The organism is Streptomyces sp. NPDC006296 (genome assembly GCF_040613235.1).
In the GTDB taxonomy this organism is placed as follows: Bacteria; Actinomycetota; Actinomycetes; order Streptomycetales; family Streptomycetaceae; genus Streptomyces.
The window spans coordinates 115,222-130,791 of the sequence record NZ_JBEXRT010000004.1; the positions used below are offsets into that span (position 1 = coordinate 115,222).

Below are 15,570 nucleotides of genomic sequence, written 5' to 3' on the forward strand. Positions count from 1 at the left end.
CTCGGGCCGCACCGGAGAGTCGGCCGAGCGCGACAACAGCATGTGCGACCTGGCAGAACGCGGCCAACAGCCCGGTCCGGAAGGCGAGGAGAGAAGCTGTGTTCTACCACGTACTGAAATACGTCGTCCTGGGTCCCCTGCTCCGGTTGATGTTCCGGCCCCGGATCGAGGGGCTGGAGCACATACCCGAAGAGGGTGCGGCCATCGTCGCCGGCAACCACCTCTCATTCTCCGACCACTTCCTGATGCCGGCGATCCTCAAGCGCCGGATCACGTTCCTCGCGAAGGCCGAGTACTTCACCGGCCCGGGCATCAAGGGCAAGCTGACCGCGGCGTTCTTCCACAGCATCGGGCAGATCCCGGTGGACCGGTCGGGGAAGGAGGCCGGGCAGGCGGCGATCCGCGAGGGCCTGGGGGTGCTGGACAAGGGCGAGTTGCTGGGCATCTACCCGGAGGGCACCCGCTCGCACGACGGCCGGCTCTACAAGGGCAAGGTCGGTGTCGCGGTGATGGCGATCAGGAGCGGGGTCCCGGTCGTGCCGTGCGCGATGGTCGGCACGTTCGAGATCCAGCCTCCCGGACAGAAGATGCCCCGCATCAAGCGGGTCACGATCCGGTTCGGGGAGCCGCTGGACTTCTCGCGCTACGCCGGCCTGGAGAACCAGAAGGCGGCCGTGCGGGCGGTCACGGACGAGATCATGTACGCCATCCTCGGCCTCTCCGGACAGGAGTACGTCGACGAGTACGCGGTCAAGGCCAAGGCGGCGCAGCCCGACGAGCCGAAGCGGTCCCCGCGCTCGGCACGCTGAGCCGCTGCCGCGGACCGTCGCACGGCCGGCCGTGCGGCTCGACGGGCGGCAGGTGCTCGAAGCTGCCGGGCCACGGCGGGACGCCCTTCGGCGACGCGGCGGAGGAGGCCCGGCCGGAGCGGTACGACCGGACGAGGTGAGTCGGTTCCGGCCGGAAGGGGCGAGTACGGTTCCGGCCGGGAGGGGTGAGCGGGCGGCCGCCGGGAAACATCGGCCGCCCGCTCACGTCAGGGGGTGGTCACGGCTTCGGTGTGGCGTGCGGGGTGCACGTCACGTCCTGCCGGTCGGTCTTCCCCGTGAGCAGGTAGGTGTCCACCCGCTCGTTGACGCAGGGGTTGACCAGGCCGGTGACACCGTGCGAACCGGCGCCCTTCTCGGTGATGAGACGGGAGCCGCGGAAACGCTTGTGCAGCTCGACGGCGCCCTCGTACGGGGTGGCGGCGTCGCGGGTGGACTGGACGATCAGCACCGGGGGCAGGCCCTTGCCGGTGCGGACGTCGAGCGGTGTCCGCTGCTTGGACGGCCAGGTGGCACAGGGCAGGTTCATCCAGGCGTTGGCCCACGTCATGAACGGGTTGTCCTGGTGCAGCCGGGTGTTGTCGCGGTCCCACGTCTTCCAGTCGGTGGGCCACTTCGCGTCCGCGCACTCGACCGCCGTGTACACGGCGTTGCCGTTCTCCGAGCTGATGTTGCCCGCGGTGTCCGACAGGTCGGGTGCCGCGGCGTCGATCAGCGCCTGGGTGTCGCCGCCGAGGTAGTCGCTCCAGATCCGGGCGGTGGGCGCCCAGGCGGAGTCGTAGTACGGCGCGCTCTGGAAGAAGCCGATGAGCTCGGCCGGGCCCACGACGCCGCCGATCGGGCTCTTCTTGGCCGCGGCCCGCAGCGTCAGCCAGGCCTGCTCGACCTTCTCGGGCGTGTCACCGATGTGGTAGGAGGCGTCGTTCGCGGCGACCCACGCCTTCCAGTCGTTCCAGCGTGTCTGGAAGGCGACGTCCTGGTTCAGGTTGGCCTGGTACCAGATGTTGTCCTTCGAGGGGTCGACCACGCTGTCGACGACCATCCGGCGCACGTGCGACGGGAAGAGCGTGCCGTAGACCGCGCCCAGGTAGGTGCCGTAGGAGACGCCCAGGAAGTTGAGCTTCTTCTCACCGAGCGCGGCGCGGATGACGTCCAGGTCGCGTGCGGTGTCGGGGGTGGTCATGTGCGGCAGCATCGCGCCGCTGCGCTCGGCGCAGCCGTCGGCGTACTCGGCGGCGAGCTTGCGCTGGGCGCGCTTGTCGGCCTCGCTGTCCGGCACCGGATCGGCCTTCGGGGCCTTGACGAACTCCTGCGGGTCGACGCAGGAGATCGGCGCCGAGTGGCCGACCCCGCGCGGGTCGAAGCCGACGAAGTCGTAGGCCTGCGCGGCCTTGGTCCAGAGCGGGTTCTTGGTGACGACGCGCTTCGGGAACGCCATGCCCGAACCGCCGGGACCGCCGGGGTTGTAGACGAGTGCGCCCTGGCGCTCGCTCTTGGTGCCCGTGCTGACGTGCCGGTCCACGGCGAGCTTGATCTGCTTGCCGTTCGGCTCGGTGTAGTCGAGCGGGACGCTGACCCAGCCGCACTGGATGGGCGCGGCGATCGCCCAGTCGGCCGGGCAGTCCGCCCAGTCGATGCCGGTCTTCGCGGCCCGGGCGGCGGCGATCTGCACGCCGCGCGCCTCCTGGCCGCCGTGGTGGCGGCTGTCGGCGCCCGCGGCCGGCGCGGCTATCGCCCCCGCTATGAGCGTGCCCGCGATCAGAGTGCCGGCCGAGCCGAGCATCGCTGTGCGTCTCATCTGGAGCCTCCCCCTAGGTGTCGCGCCGCGGGTGGCGGCGCCGGTTGGTATGTCCAGCAGGATCCTTTCGTCTGTGAGGTTGCCGAGAACAGGGCGTACACCTGTTTCTTTACCGAACCAATAACCGGTGTCGTCGCCCCGCTGAGCGGACTCAGCCCGTTCGGAGGGGCTCCCGGTCCTTCAGCAGATCCTCCAGCGCTTCGTCGAGCACCGCCCGCAGCAGCCGGGCGTCCGCGGCGAGGGCGGTCACGAGCACCGCGGGGCCGGCCAGCGGGGTGAGCGCCGCGGTGGGGCCGAGCAGGCGCGCGGCGGGGAGGCCGTCGGCGTACGCCGGGTCGACCAGGAGCAGTTGTCCGACGGCCCGGTGGCCGCCCAGGACGGCGGCCCCGTCCCAGCCGCCGGGTGCGCCCGGTCCGTACGCCAGTTGCTGGTCGAGCAGCGGCCGTCCCGCCCTGCGCACCGTGAGGCGGGTCGAGAGCCGGCCGGTGGGTTCGCCGTGCCGGCCCAGGACCTGCTCCTCGCGGAGCACCAGCCGGGCGGTGGGGGCCAGGTCGGCCCGGGTGGTCAGGTCGAGTGCGCTGCCCCGGGCGGAGACGAGCTGTTCGGGGAGCCAGCGGAGCTCCGCCCCCTCCCCCACGCACAGCCGTACGGCGTACGACGCGTGGCCCGCGTCCCCGGCCCCCGGCAGCGCCACGGTGGCGGCGGCGGTGTCCACCGTGAGCCGGGCACCGTCCTCGGCACGGACCTCGACGGCGAGCCGGTCGCCGCCGAGGGGTGCGCTCATCGCGCCGACCACGGTGACGCGCGCGCGGCCCGGGTCCGGCGATCTGGTCCGGCGCGGGGCGAGCGGTCCGTCGCTCTCCAGCACGGGGAGCGCGGTGGAGCCCCGTCCGTCGGCGACGGCGGTGATCCGGGCGGTGGCCGTGACGCTCATGCCGCCCAGTCCGCGAGCCGTGCCCGCACCCAGGCCTCGACGGGGGCGACACCGTCGGGCCCGGTCAGGGAGGTGAACACGACGGGGAGTTCGCCGCGCTGGTCGGCGGCGTCGCGGGCCATCCGGTCCAGGTCGGAGCCGACGTAGGGGGCGAGGTCGGTCTTGTTGATGACGAGCAGGTCGGCGGTGCTGACACCGGGGCCGCCCTTGCGCGGGATGTCGTCGCCGCCGGCGACGTCGATCACGAAGACCTGGGCGTCGACGAGCCCCTTGGAGAAGGTGGCCGTGAGGTTGTCGCCGCCCGACTCGACGAGGATCAGGTCGAGCGGCCCCACGGAGTCCTCCAGGTCCTCGACGGCTTCGAGGTTGGCGGAGATGTCGTCGCGGATCGCGGTGTGCGGGCAGGCGCCGGTCTCGACGGCCTGGATGCGCTCGGGCGGGAGCACGGCGTTGCGGAGCAGGAAGGCCGCGTCCTCGCGGGTGTAGATGTCGTTGGTGACGACGGCGATGGAGACGCGGTCGCGCAGGGCGCGGCAGAGCGCGGCGACAGTGGCGGTCTTGCCCGATCCGACCGGGCCGCCGAGGCCGATGCGCAGGGCGCGCCGGGTGCCGTCGGGGCGTGCGGCGTCGGCGCTGACGGCCGCGGGACCGTGGTGTGCGTGGTCGAGGTGCATGGGTGCGGCTCCGGATGGGGGCGGGATCCCCGGCGCGGGGCCGGGAATCGGACGGGGGGGGACGGGGGTCGGACGGCGGGGCTCGGACGGCGGGTACGGGGGTCGGACGGGGGGAGGTACGGGGGTCGGACGGCAGGGGTCGGACGGCGGGTCGGGGGCTCAGGAGGCGAACAGGCGGACCGGCCAGGCCGCGTGGGCCTCGGCCGAGATGTCGAGCAGGGGGGCGGAGGCGGCGGGCAGGGCCTCGATGCCGTGCCGTGCGGCCTCGGCCGCCCGTCCGGCGACCTCGTCGAGTGCGGGCGCCAGCCGGGCGAGGACCGCGGTGGCCTCGAAGGGGTCGAGGGACAGCAGGCGGACCACCGCGGTGGCGGGGCCGCTGACCGTCTCGTAGGCGACGCAGTGGGCGGCGTCGACGAGGTCCAGGCCCGCGGCGCGGGCGGTGAGTCCGAGCACGACCGGCTGATGCGCGCCGCGCGGCCGTGCTTCGGCGAGCGCGGTCAGTTCGGGGCTCGGCCAGGTGGCCCGCGCCGCCCGCATCAGCTGCCGTCCGAGTCGGCGGGCCGCCGCCCTGAGCGCCGGTGCGGGGGTCCGTGCGTCGGCGGCCTCGTCGAGGGCGAGCGGGTCGAGGCCGTGCGCCGCCGCGGCGGCCAGGGCGGCGGAGGTGAGGCCGGTGGTGTGGAGTCGTCCGAGGCAGAAGTCCGCCAGGTCCCGGGCGTCCTTGATACGGCCCGCCTTGACGGCCGGTTCGGCGCCACCGGAGTGTGCGTGGCCGCCGGCGGGGAACCGGCCGTCGGCGAGGACGAGCAGGGCTGCGCGTGTCGTCATCAGCTGCCGTCCCGTCCTCAGAAGAGGAAGTAGCGCTGGGCCATGGGCAGTTCCGCGGCGGGTGCGGGTTCGACGAGGTCGCCGTCGATGGTGACGGCGAAGCTGTCGGGGTCGACCTCCACCCGGGGCAGGGCGTCGTTCTCCCGCATGTCCGCCTTGGTGACGCCACGGGTGCTGGTGATCGGGACGAACGCCTTGCCCAGGCCCAGCCGCTCCGGCAGCCCGTCCTCGACGGCGGCCGAGGAGACGAAGTTCAGCGAATTGGCCGCGGGCGCGCGGCCCACGGCACCGAACATCGGCCGGGGCATGACCGGCTGCGGGGTGGGGATCGAGGCGTTGGCGTCGCCCATCTGCGCGTACGCGATCTGGCCGCCCTTGATCACCGTCTGCGGCTTGACGCCGAAGAACGCCGGGTCCCAGAGCACCAGATCGGCGAGCTTGCCCGGCTCGACCGAGCCGATCTCCCGGTCCAGCCCCTGGGCCACGGCCGGGTTGATGGTGTATTTGGCGACATAGCGACGTGCGCGGTGGTTGTCTGCGGCCCCGTCGCCCGGCAGCGCGCCGCGCCGCCGCTTCATCACGTGGGCGGTCTGCCAGGTGCGCAGGATCACCTCGCCGATGCGGCCCATCGCCTGGGAGTCCGACGAGATGATCGAGATGGCTCCGAGGTCGTGGAGGATGTCCTCTGCCGCGATCGTCGAGGGCCGGATCCGGGACTCGGCGAAGGCGAGGTCCTCCGGCACGGTCGGATTGAGGTGGTGGCAGACCATCAGCATGTCGAGGTGCTCCTCGATGGTGTTGACGGTGTGCGGCCGGGTCGGGTTGGTGGAGCTGGGCAGCACGTAGGGCTCCGAGACCACGCTGATGATGTCGGGTGCGTGCCCGCCGCCCGCCCCCTCGGTGTGGTACGCGTGGATCGAGCGGCCGGCGATCGCGGCCAGCGTGTCGGCGACGAAGCCGGCCTCGTTGAGCGTGTCCGTGTGGATGGCGAGCTGGGCGCCGGTCTCCTCACACACACCCAGGCAGGCGTCGATGACGGCGGGGGTGGCGCCCCAGTCCTCATGGATCTTGAATCCCAGTGCCCCGGCTCGCAGTTGGGAGTGCATGGCGGCGCGGGACATGGTGTTGCCCTTGCCGAGCAGTCCGATGTTGACGGGATACCCGTCGAGCGCCTCGAACATCCGGGCGAGATGCCAGGGACCCGGGGTGATCGTGGTGGCCTTGGTCCCCTCGGCCGGCCCCGTACCGCCGCCGACGAGGGTGGTGATGCCGGAGGAGAGCGCCTGGTCGACGAGGGTCGGCGAGATGAAGTGGACGTGCGCGTCGATGGCGCCGGCGGTGACGAACTTGCCGTTGCCCACGATGATCTCGGTCTCGGGCCCGATGACCAGGTCCGGGTGGACGCCGTCCATCGTGTCGGGGTTCCCGGCCTTGCCGATGCCGGTGATCCGGCCGTCGCGGATGCCGATGTCGGCCTTGACGACGCCCCAGTGGTCGAGGATGACGGCGCCGGTGATCACCGTGTCGGGGGCGCCTTCGGCGCGGGTGGTCCGCGCCTGGCCCATCGACTCGCGGATCACCTTGCCGCCGCCGAACACGGCCTCGTCCCCGGCCAGTCCGGGGCCGCCGGACCGGTCCTCCTCGATCTCCACGAGCAGATCGGTGTCGGCGAGCCGGACGCGGTCACCGGTGGTGGGCCCGAACAGGTCGGCGTACACGGGGCGGCTGAGCTCAGGCATCGAGGGGACCTCCGGTGTCGCCGCGCAGTCCGGGGACGATGCGCAGGCCTGCGAGCGGGACGAGTTCGACGTCGACGGGGATACCGGGCTCGAAGCGCACCGCGGTTCCGGCGGCGATGTGCAGCCGCAGCCCGTGCGCCGCGCCGCGGTCGAACTCCAGGCCGGTGTTGGCCTCGGCGAAGTGGTAGTGCGAGCCGACCTGGACCGGCCGGTCGGCGGCGTTGAGGACGGTGAGGCGGGTGACGGGGCGGCCCTCGTTGAGGGGCACCGGGTCCGGCGCGTACAGGATCTCTCCGGGAATCATCGGCGGCTCCCCCCGTCAGACGATCGGCTCGTGGACGGTGACGAGCTTGGTGCCGTCCGGGAAGGTGGCCTCGACCTGGACGTCGTGGATCATCTCCGGGATGCCGTCCATGACGTCGTCGCGGGTGAGCACCGTCCGTCCGGACGCCATGAGTTCGGCCACGGTCCGGCCGTCGCGGGCGCCTTCCAGGAGGTGCGAGGTGATCAGCGCGATCGCCTCGGGGTGGTTCAGCCGCAGTCCGCGCGCCCGGCGCTTCGCTGCGACGTCGGCCGCCACATGGATGAGCAGACGTTCCTGTTCGTGCGGAGTCAGTTGCACGCTTCCACCCTCTTCGTCCACCGCCCGGTACCTGCCCCGGACGCAGCGGGACCCTATCCCGCCTTCAACACTCTGTTGAACGATGAAGAGGATTCCGCGGCCAGGTATTGCACGTTAGGGCGGAAGTTTTTCCGGCGCGTTAACTGATCTTTTGCGGATCCATGGACATCAGGCCGCGCAGCCCGTTCTCCAGCGCCTCGGGCTCGACCCCGCCGAACAGGGCCTCCTGCGCGATGAATCCCTGGGCGGTCGCGATCAGCGTGCGGGCGACGTCGTCGGCGGGCACGTCGCAGGACATGAGCCCGGCCGCGCGATAGGCCTCGACCAGCGTCGTCCAGGCCTCGCGCATGCCCGCGTAGCCCTCGCCCAGCGTCCTCGCGAGCCGTTCGTTCCGCATGGTCTCGGCCCACACCTGCACGACGAGGGCCGCGCAGGTACGGCGGTCGAGGCCGTACACCTGCCCCTCGAAGACGCCCCGCACCACCCGGCCGAGCAGCACGTCCGGCGTGGGAGGCGGAGTGAGCTCGGCGGCCTCGGCGAACGCCCGGCGGATACTGTCGAACGCCTCGTCGGCGATGGCCGCGATCAGGTCCTCCTTGCCCGGGAAGTAGCGGTAGACGGCCCCGGCGGACAGCCCGACCTCCTTCAGCACGTCCTGCATCGACGTGCCGTGGAAACCGTTGCGCGCGAAACAGTGCGCGGCGCCGGAGAGGATCTGCCGGCGGCGGGCGTCGAGGTGCTCCTGGGATACGCGTGCCATGGTCACCAATCTAAAACGAACGTTCCTTCTTGACAACTCTCCACGACCGGCGCCACAGTGTCCGCGTAGTACAAAACGAACGATCCTTCTCTTTGAATCGGAGGCAGTCGTCATGCCTGCTGCGCCGAACCGCCGTGCGGTCGCGGTCATCCTCCTCGTCCCGCTGATCGTGTCGCTCGCCCTCTGGGCCTTCTCGTGGCCCGCCGCTCGGATCGCCCCGCGCGGCCTGCCCGTGGGGGTCGCGGGGGCCGCGCCGGCGGCCGATCAGCTCCAGGAGCGGTTCGAGCAGCGCGAGGGCGCCTTCGAGATCCACCGGTACGACGACGCCGCCGCGGCCCGCGAAGCGGTCGAGGACCGGGTCGTATACGGCGCCGTGGTCGTCACCCCGCAGGGGCCGCGGCTGCTCACCGCCTCGGCGGCCGGCCCGGTCGTCGCCCAGCTGCTGACCGAGGCGGTCAAGGGGGCCGCACCCGCCGGGACCTCCGTACCGGTCACCGACGTCGTCGCGGCGCCGCAGGCCGATCCGCGCGGGGCCGCCCTCGGTGCGAGCATCCTGCCACTGGCCCTGGCCGGCGTGGCCGCGGGCGCCCTGGCGACCTTCACGGGACTGCGCGGCTTCCGTGCGGCCCTGACCCTGGTCGGTGCGTCGGCCCTGGTGGGGGTGGCCGCCACGGCGATCGCGCACGGCTGGCTGGGCGTGCTCACCGGCGCCCCGTGGACGGAAGCGGGGGCCATCGGTCTCACCGTGCTCGCCATGGCGTCGGCCGTGGCGGGCCTGGCGGCGCTGCTGGGCACGAAGGGCATAGGCCTGGGGGCGCTGCTGATGGTGCTGCTCGGCAACTCCTTCTCGGGCGTCACCAGCGCACCCGAACTGCTCCCCGAACCGGTGGGAATGATCGGCCAGTGGCTGCCGCCGGGCGCGGGCGGATCGCTGCTGAGGTCGGTCGCGTTCTTCGACGGCGCCGCGGCGTCCGGCGCCGTGCTGACCCTGGCGGCGTGGGCCGCACCGGGCCTGGCCGCCGTGCTGATCGGGGGCCGCCGCAAGACGGCGGACGCCCCGGCCGCGCTCCCCGGTCACCGTCCCGAGCCGGCCCTCACGAGCTGACGGCCCACCGGAACGCCCAACGAGGCAACGAGGCAACGAGGCAACGAGGCAACGAGGCAACGAGGCAAGGTTCCTCGGGACCACGGCACACCGACATGCACCGCCCGGCGTCCGGGTACTCCTTCAACAACCCGCGCCGGGCGAGCCGGTGCGGGGTCGGCCGTCCGATCCCGGCTCGCAGGCCCGTGCGTTGAGGGGCGAGCGCAAGCTGTCCCGTCCCGCACCGGCCCGCCGCACGGGTCGTCCCACGGGACGGATCGGCGTCGGCATCGGACGGGACACCGTCCTCGGCGCCGGGACCGCCTCGGCGTTCGGGCGGGTAGAACACATCCTGGAGAACCGCACGCCGCCCCAGCCGCCGCATCCGTCGAGGTGAACGCCCGATGCTCCCACCCAGGTTCCCTCCGCTCCCCGCACTGACCCGCGCCGAGGCCGAGTTCATCGACTGCTATCTGGAGGTGCTCGACCAGGTCGGGCGGATCAACCCCGCACGGGGCAGCGACACCTACGGAGCGCTCCGGGCGGCTCAGGCACTCGCGTCGCGAGCCGTCGCCCTGCGCGACTCGCTCACGCTGATGCACGAGCGGGGCGAGGCTCAGATCCATGCGGACACGCTGGCCAGGGCGCTGCGGCTGCTGGACGGCGAACGCCGCGCGGGGCGGGTCGGCCTGCCGCCGGAGCCGTCGAGTTGAGCGGTTCCCGCACCGACTCGCCGAACACATACGCCCATTCGGCACCCCTGTGCGACACGCCCGACGGGCCGACGAATTCCGCTCGCTCGATCGGCGTAGGCGGTCCCCCTCCCGAGGGACAGCCCAACTTGCGCATCCAGCGCGGACACTGAACGGATTTTATCGTTCCGTCGCTGGTACGCGGCTGGTCGGTGCCGGCCGTCGCGGCTCCGCGCCGACCGCGTCCACCCGATCGGACGAATCGTGACGACTCTCACAAAAGGCCGATCCGGACAGGAAATCCGGCAGTCGGTGCGTAAAGATCCCTGGGACGACAAGCCCCCGCCGCCGCGGCGGGGCGGTCCGGGCGGACGCCGAGTCCTGCCGCCGCCCGGATGTCGGGTCGACAGAAGTGGATCGGCAGGAGTGGAGGACCCGAGCACAACGGGCCGGCCGGACGTCCGGACGGCCCTCGGGGTGAAGCCGCAGTACGCGGCCGGGCAACTTCGCCAGCCCGAACCCGACAGGTCATCCTTCACAGGCGGCTGACGAAGGGTTGCGCATGACTGCGCAGGTTCATGTCCCGTCTCTGCTCTCCCGGGTCGGTACGGCCTGGGTTCTGACCTTCGCCGTGGGGACCACCGTGCTGGCCCCGGGCTTCACGCACTACGCCGAGGCAGCCACCCACTCGACGAAGGCACTGAACGTCGCCGCGTCGAAGAAGGGCGCTCCCTACCGGTGGGGCGCCACCGGCCCCCACCGGTTCGACTGCTCCGGGCTCACCCTCTACTCGTTCGGGAAAGCCGGCAAGAAACTTCCCCGCACGGCGCAGCAGCAGTACAACACCACCCGCCACATCTCCAGGTCGCAGCGGCAACGCGGCGACCTGGTCTTCTTCCACGCGGGCCGCGGGGTGTACCACGTCGGCATCTACGCCGGCAGCGGGAAGATCTGGCACTCGCCCAAGGCCGGGGCGGTGGTCAGGCTGGAGCGGATCTGGTCCGGGAGCGTCTGGTACGGAAGGGTGCGCTGACCCGACGCGCCGCCCGGCTCACCGCCGGGCGGCCCCAGGCCCGCGTGGGTGCCGGGCGGCCTCAGGCCCGCGTGGGCGCCGGCCAGGGCAGGGCGATGGACACGGTCTTCCCGCCCTCCGGGGTGGGGCTGACGCTGAGCCGGCCGCCGTGCTCCCTCGCCAGGGCCCGGATGATCATGATGCCGCGGCCGTTGTCCTGCCGCACCGCGGCGGGCAGCCGCTGGGGCAGGCGGGGGTGGCTGTCCGTCACCCCGAGCCAGAAGTCGGCGTCCCGGTCGAGCTGGAGGTCCACGGTGAAGGTGGGCGACTGCCCGAACGTGTGCTGGACGACGTTGGTGGCGAGTTCCGAGACGATCAGCTGGATGGTGGCGGCGGTCTCCCCGTCCTCCGGGAGGCCCCACTCCGCGAGCACCCGGGCCACGTACTTCCGGGCCGCGGACACCGAGACCGGATCGCTCGGCAGAGTGACGTGTGCTTCCTGATGGTCCGCCATGGCGATGCCGTCCTTTCCGCCCGACCGGCCCGGGGCCGGCCAGGATCGCGCTTCGCGCCAGACTGTCACCGAAACGGTCCTGCATGAAGGGCTTCCACCAAGATCGGCGTCCGTCCATCGCCCGAACCGGTGAACTCCGCCGCCCGGCCGTGTCCGGAAACGACCTCGGGGGCCCGGAAACCGCCCGGGGCCCCCGAGCGGCCGCAGCCCTCTCCGGGCCGGCTCATGTCGTGGACGGCGCTCCGGACCGCCCGGCACTGCGTCAGGCGACCGGCAGCGGCGCGGTGGCGAGGATCGTCGCCACGGCCGCCTCGATCTGGTTCCGCGTCAGATCGGCGCGTGCGGTCAGCCGCAGCCGGGAGATCCCGTCCGGCACCGACGGCGGCCGGAAGCACCCGACCGCGAGCCCCGCCGCACGGCAGTCGGCGGCCCAGCGCACCGCCGACTCCGCGGTGGGCGCCTGCACCGACACGACCGCGGCGTCCGGACGGACGGCGGTCAGCCCGGCCGCCACCAGCCGGGCGTGCAGTTCGACGGCGACGGCGCCCACCCGCGCCGCACGTCCGGGTTCCCCGCGCAGGACGCGCAGCGCGCCCAGGGCGGCGCCTGCGGCGGCCGGCGCGAGTCCGGTGTCGAAGATGAACGTACGGGCCGTGTTCACCAGGTGGCGGATGACCCGGGCGGGCCCGAGGACCGCTCCGCCCTGGCTGCCGAGGGACTTGGACAGGGTGAGCGTCGCGACGATCCCCTCGCCGCCCGCCAGCCCGGCGGCCGCGACCGCGCCGCGCCCGCCCTCCCCCAGGACACCGAGCCCGTGCGCATCGTCCACCACGAGCGGCGCGCCCGCCTCGCGGCAGACCTCGGCGAGCGCGGTCAGCGGGGCGGCGTCGCCGTCCACGGAGAAGACGGAGTCGGTCACGGCCAGCGCCCGTCCGGTGTGCGACCGGAGTGCCGCGCGCACGGCCTCCGGGTCCGCGTGCGGGACGACGGCGGTGGCGCCCCGGGAGAGCCGGCAACCGTCCACGATCGAGGCGTGGTTGCCCGCGTCGGAGACGATCAGCGAGTCCTGGCCGGTGAGCGCCGTGAGCACGGCGAGGTTGGCCGCGTAGCCGGAGGAGAACACCAGGGCGGCCTCGAAGCCGCAGAAGGCGGCCAGTTCGTCCTCCAGCTCGGCGTGCAGCGCGGTGGAGCCGGTGACGAGCCGGGAGCCGGTGGCGCCCGCGCCCCAGGTGCGTGCCGCCTCGGCAGCCGCCGCCGTGACGTCGGGGTGCCTGCTCAGCCCGAGGTAGTCGTTGCCGGCGAGGTCCAGCAGGTCCGTCTCCGGGGCCCGGGGGCGCAGCGTCCGGACGAGTCCGGCGTCCGTGCGGCGCCGGGCCTCGTCGTCGATCCAGTCGAACGGGGCGTAGGGCATGAGCAGGTCCCTTTTTTGTAGGCAGCTCACAGACCCTAGCCGGGTGCGCAACAGGCCAGGGTGTGGCAATACACACAGCATCGGCCTGCCGTCCTGTCCGGTTCCTCCTTGGCCGATGGCGGTGCCGTACGTCAGGATCAAGGCCATGGACCTGCTGAACACGCTGGTGGACAAGGGGCTGCGGCGCGAACTGCCGACCCGGGACGAAGCGCTCGCCGTACTGGCGACCTCCGACGACGAACTGCTCGACGTGGTGGCCGCGGCCGGAAAGGTGCGCCGCCAGTGGTTCGGCCGGCGCGTCAAACTCAACTACCTGGTGAACCTGAAGTCCGGGCTCTGCCCCGAGGACTGCTCGTACTGCTCGCAGCGGCTCGGCTCCAAGGCCGAGATCCTCAAGTACACCTGGCTGAAGCCGGACGAGGCGCAGAAGGCAGCCGCCGCCGGGGTGGCCGGCGGTGCCAAGCGGGTGTGCCTGGTGGCCAGCGGCCGGGGGCCGACCGACCGTGACGTCGACCGGGTGTCGCAGACGATCGAGGCCATCAAGGGGCAGAACGAGGGTGTGGAGGTGTGTGCCTGCCTCGGCCTGCTGTCGGAGGGCCAGGCCGACCGCCTGCGGTCGGCGGGGGCCGACGCGTACAACCACAACCTGAACACCTCGGAGGGGACGTACGGGGACATCACGACCACGCACACGTACGCCGACCGGGTGGACACCGTCCAGCAGGCCCAGGCCGCGGGGCTCTCGGCGTGCTCGGGTCTGATCGCGGGGATGGGCGAGACCGACGCCGACCTGGTGGACGTCGTCTTCTCGCTGCGTGCGCTGGACCCCGACTCGGTGCCGGTCAACTTCCTGATCCCGATGGAGGGGACCCCGCTCGCGAAGGACTGGCATCTGACGCCGCAGCGCTGCCTGCGCATCCTGGCGATGGTCAGGTTCGTGTGCCCGGACGTCGAGGTGCGGCTCGCCGGCGGTCGTGAGGTCCATCTGCGGTCGATGCAGCCGCTGGCCCTGAATCTGGTCAACTCCATCTTCCTGGGCGACTATCTGACCACCGAGGGGCAGTCCGGCCAGACCGATCTCGACATGATCGCGGATGCCGGTTTCGAGGTGGAGGGGGCGGACACCACGACGCTCCCCGGGCACCGTGCGGCCGCCGGCGGTTGCGGGTCCCGCGAGGACGGCGCCCCCGGTGCCTGCGGGTCCCACGAGGACGGCGCCTGCGGGACACACGAGGGCGCCTGCGGTCCGTGCGGCGGGTCCGCCGGGGAGGGTGCGGGGGAGGCCGCCGCGCCCTCGCGGTCGGAGAGCCAGGGGGCGCGCACCGATCTGGTGGCGGTGCGCCGTCGCGGCGCCGGGACGGACCTCGCACCCAATGCCTGACCGGCTCGCCCCCGCCGAACTCCGTGCCCTGGACCGGGCCCATGTCTGGCACCCCTACGGCCCGATGCCGGGCCGGCAGGAGCCGCTGGTCGTGGAGTCCGCGTCCGGGGTGCGTCTCCGGCTCGCCGAACCCGCCCACGGCCGGACCGAGCTGGTGGACGGCATGTCGTCCTGGTGGTCGGCGGTCCACGGCTACGGCCACCCGGTGCTCGACGAGGCCGCGCGTGCGCAGCTGGACCGGATGAGCCATGTGATGTTCGGCGGGCTCACGCACGAGCCCGCCGTCCGGCTGGCGACACGGCTGGTGGAGATCACCCCGGAGCCTCTGCAGCACGTCTTCCTCGCCGATTCGGGGTCGGTCTCCGTCGAGGTGGCGGTGAAGATGTGCCTGCAGTACTGGCGTTCGGCGGGGCGGCCCGGCAAGCACCGGCTGCTGACCTGGCGCGGCGGCTACCACGGGGACACCTGGCAGCCCATGTCGGTGTGCGACCCCGAGGGCGGGATGCACGAGCTGTGGTCGGGGTCCCTCCCCCGGCAGGTCTTCGCGGACGCTCCCCCGGACGGCTTCGACGCCGAGCCCGACGACGCCTACGTCGCGCATCTGCGCGACCTGGTGGCCGCCCACGCCCACGAGCTGGCGGCGGTCGTCGTGGAGCCCGTGGTGCAGGGGGCGGGAGGGATGCGCTTCCACTCCCCCGCGTATCTGCGGGTCCTCCGCGAGGCGTGCGACGAGCACGAGGTGCTGCTGGTGTTCGACGAGATCGCCACGGGATTCGGCCGGACCGGGCAGCTGTTCGCGGCCGGCCACGCGGGGGTGTCCCCGGACGTCATGTGCGTCGGGAAGGCGCTGACCGGCGGATATCTGACGCTGGCGGCGACGCTGTGCACCTCGCGGGTGGCGGAGGGCATCTCCAGCGGTGACGTGCCCGTGCTGGCGCACGGCCCGACGTTCATGGGCAACCCGCTCGCCTCGGCGGTCGCCTGTGCGTCCGTGGACCTCCTGCTGGGCCAGGACTGGGAGGCGGAGGTGAAGCGGATCGGCGCGGGCCTGCGGCAGGGGCTGGCCGAGGCCGCGGACGTGCCGGGCGTGCGGGACGTACGGGTGCTGGGGGCGATCGGGGTCGTGCAGCTGGACCACGAGGTGGACATGGCGGCCGCCACGCGGGCCGCGGTCCGTGAGGGCGTGTGGCTGCGGCCGTTCCGCGACATGGTGTACACGATGCCGCCCTATGTGACCGGTGACGACGACGTGGCACGGATCTGCCGGGCCGTGTGCGCCGCGGCGAAGGAGGGCTGA

The 15,570-nt window shown here is 72.8% G+C and carries 16 protein-coding genes, 1 pseudogene and 1 riboswitch; of the genes and pseudogenes, 7 read left to right on the top strand and 10 right to left on the bottom strand.

Annotation, left to right across the window (positions count from 1 at the left end; genetic code table 11):
• The first annotated feature begins 98 nt into the window (after window positions 1–98).
• Complete coding sequence (locus ABZ172_RS04205) at window positions 99–809, top strand: lysophospholipid acyltransferase family protein (RefSeq protein WP_356880005.1); 711 nt, start codon at window positions 99–101, stop codon at window positions 807–809.
• 238 nt (window positions 810–1,047) lie between these two features.
• Here ABZ172_RS04205 and ABZ172_RS04210 read toward each other — a convergent pair whose 3' ends face one another.
• The 8 genes from ABZ172_RS04210 to ABZ172_RS04245 all read right to left on the bottom strand — a co-directional run bounded on the left by ABZ172_RS04210 (window position 1,048) and on the right by ABZ172_RS04245 (window position 8,179).
• A complete protein-coding gene (locus ABZ172_RS04210) occupies window positions 1,048–2,625 on the bottom strand; it encodes an alpha/beta hydrolase (RefSeq protein ID WP_356880007.1) in 1,578 nt (525 codons plus the stop codon).
• 151 nt (window positions 2,626–2,776) lie between these two features.
• Window positions 2,777–3,559, bottom strand: coding sequence for an urease accessory protein UreD (locus tag ABZ172_RS04215; RefSeq protein ID WP_356880009.1), 783 nt, complete (start codon window positions 3,557–3,559; stop codon window positions 2,777–2,779).
• Complete coding sequence (ureG, locus tag ABZ172_RS04220; protein WP_356880011.1) at window positions 3,556–4,233, bottom strand: urease accessory protein UreG; 678 nt, start codon at window positions 4,231–4,233, stop codon at window positions 3,556–3,558. Before ureG ends, ABZ172_RS04215 begins: the two co-directional genes overlap by 4 nt.
• Before the next feature lie 159 nt (window positions 4,234–4,392).
• Window positions 4,393–5,058, bottom strand: coding sequence for an urease accessory UreF family protein (locus ABZ172_RS04225; RefSeq protein ID WP_356880013.1), 666 nt, complete (start codon window positions 5,056–5,058; stop codon window positions 4,393–4,395).
• Window positions 5,059–5,075: 17 nt separating this feature from the next.
• On the bottom strand, window positions 5,076–6,797 hold the full coding sequence (locus tag ABZ172_RS04230; protein ID WP_356880015.1) for an urease subunit alpha: 1,722 nt from the start codon (window positions 6,795–6,797) through the stop codon (window positions 5,076–5,078).
• Window positions 6,790–7,101, bottom strand: a complete 312-nt coding sequence (locus ABZ172_RS04235) for an urease subunit beta (RefSeq protein WP_356880017.1) — start codon at window positions 7,099–7,101, stop codon at window positions 6,790–6,792. Before ABZ172_RS04235 ends, ABZ172_RS04230 begins: the two co-directional genes overlap by 8 nt.
• 15 nt (window positions 7,102–7,116) lie before the next feature.
• Window positions 7,117–7,419 carry an urease subunit gamma gene (locus ABZ172_RS04240; RefSeq protein ID WP_356880019.1) on the bottom strand — a complete coding sequence of 101 codons (303 nt, stop codon included), beginning with the start codon at window positions 7,417–7,419 and terminating at the stop codon, window positions 7,117–7,119.
• Between the two features lie 139 nt (window positions 7,420–7,558).
• Window positions 7,559–8,179, bottom strand: a complete 621-nt coding sequence (locus tag ABZ172_RS04245; protein ID WP_356880021.1) for a TetR/AcrR family transcriptional regulator — start codon at window positions 8,177–8,179, stop codon at window positions 7,559–7,561.
• Between the two features lie 112 nt (window positions 8,180–8,291).
• Between ABZ172_RS04245 and ABZ172_RS04250 the strand changes: the two genes are divergently transcribed.
• From ABZ172_RS04250 to ABZ172_RS04265, 4 genes and pseudogenes are all read left to right on the top strand, one after another.
• Window positions 8,292–9,284, top strand: coding sequence for an ABC transporter permease (locus ABZ172_RS04250; protein WP_356880023.1), 993 nt, complete (start codon window positions 8,292–8,294; stop codon window positions 9,282–9,284).
• A gap of 88 nt (window positions 9,285–9,372) precedes the next feature.
• Window positions 9,373–9,660, top strand: a pseudogene (locus ABZ172_RS04255) (ATP-dependent Clp protease proteolytic subunit); the annotation flags it as partial.
• A gap of 7 nt (window positions 9,661–9,667) precedes the next feature.
• Window positions 9,668–9,976, top strand: coding sequence for a hypothetical protein (locus tag ABZ172_RS04260; RefSeq protein WP_356880025.1), 309 nt, complete (start codon window positions 9,668–9,670; stop codon window positions 9,974–9,976).
• Window positions 9,977–10,317: 341 nt separating this feature from the next.
• Window positions 10,318–10,514, top strand: a riboswitch (cyclic di-AMP (ydaO/yuaA leader).
• Window positions 10,515–10,517: 3 nt separating this feature from the next.
• Window positions 10,518–10,988, top strand: a complete 471-nt coding sequence (locus ABZ172_RS04265; RefSeq protein ID WP_356880027.1) for a C40 family peptidase — start codon at window positions 10,518–10,520, stop codon at window positions 10,986–10,988.
• A gap of 61 nt (window positions 10,989–11,049) precedes the next feature.
• On the opposite strand, the gene ABZ172_RS04270 is transcribed toward ABZ172_RS04265, so the two are convergent.
• Window positions 11,050–11,481 carry an ATP-binding protein gene (locus ABZ172_RS04270; protein ID WP_356880029.1) on the bottom strand — a complete coding sequence of 144 codons (432 nt, stop codon included), beginning with the start codon at window positions 11,479–11,481 and terminating at the stop codon, window positions 11,050–11,052.
• Between the two features lie 262 nt (window positions 11,482–11,743).
• Window positions 11,744–12,892 carry an 8-amino-7-oxononanoate synthase gene (locus ABZ172_RS04275; protein ID WP_356880031.1) on the bottom strand — a complete coding sequence of 383 codons (1,149 nt, stop codon included), beginning with the start codon at window positions 12,890–12,892 and terminating at the stop codon, window positions 11,744–11,746.
• A 145-nt stretch (window positions 12,893–13,037) separates the two neighbouring features.
• Between ABZ172_RS04275 and bioB the strand changes: the two genes are divergently transcribed.
• Window positions 13,038–14,273: a biotin synthase BioB gene (gene bioB / locus ABZ172_RS04280; protein WP_356880223.1), complete on the top strand. Its 1,236-nt coding sequence runs from the start codon at window positions 13,038–13,040 to the stop codon at window positions 14,271–14,273.
• Entirely contained in the window at window positions 14,266–15,570 is a 1,305-nt protein-coding gene (locus tag ABZ172_RS04285; RefSeq protein ID WP_356880033.1) for an adenosylmethionine--8-amino-7-oxononanoate transaminase, read from the top strand. Before bioB ends, ABZ172_RS04285 begins: the two co-directional genes overlap by 8 nt.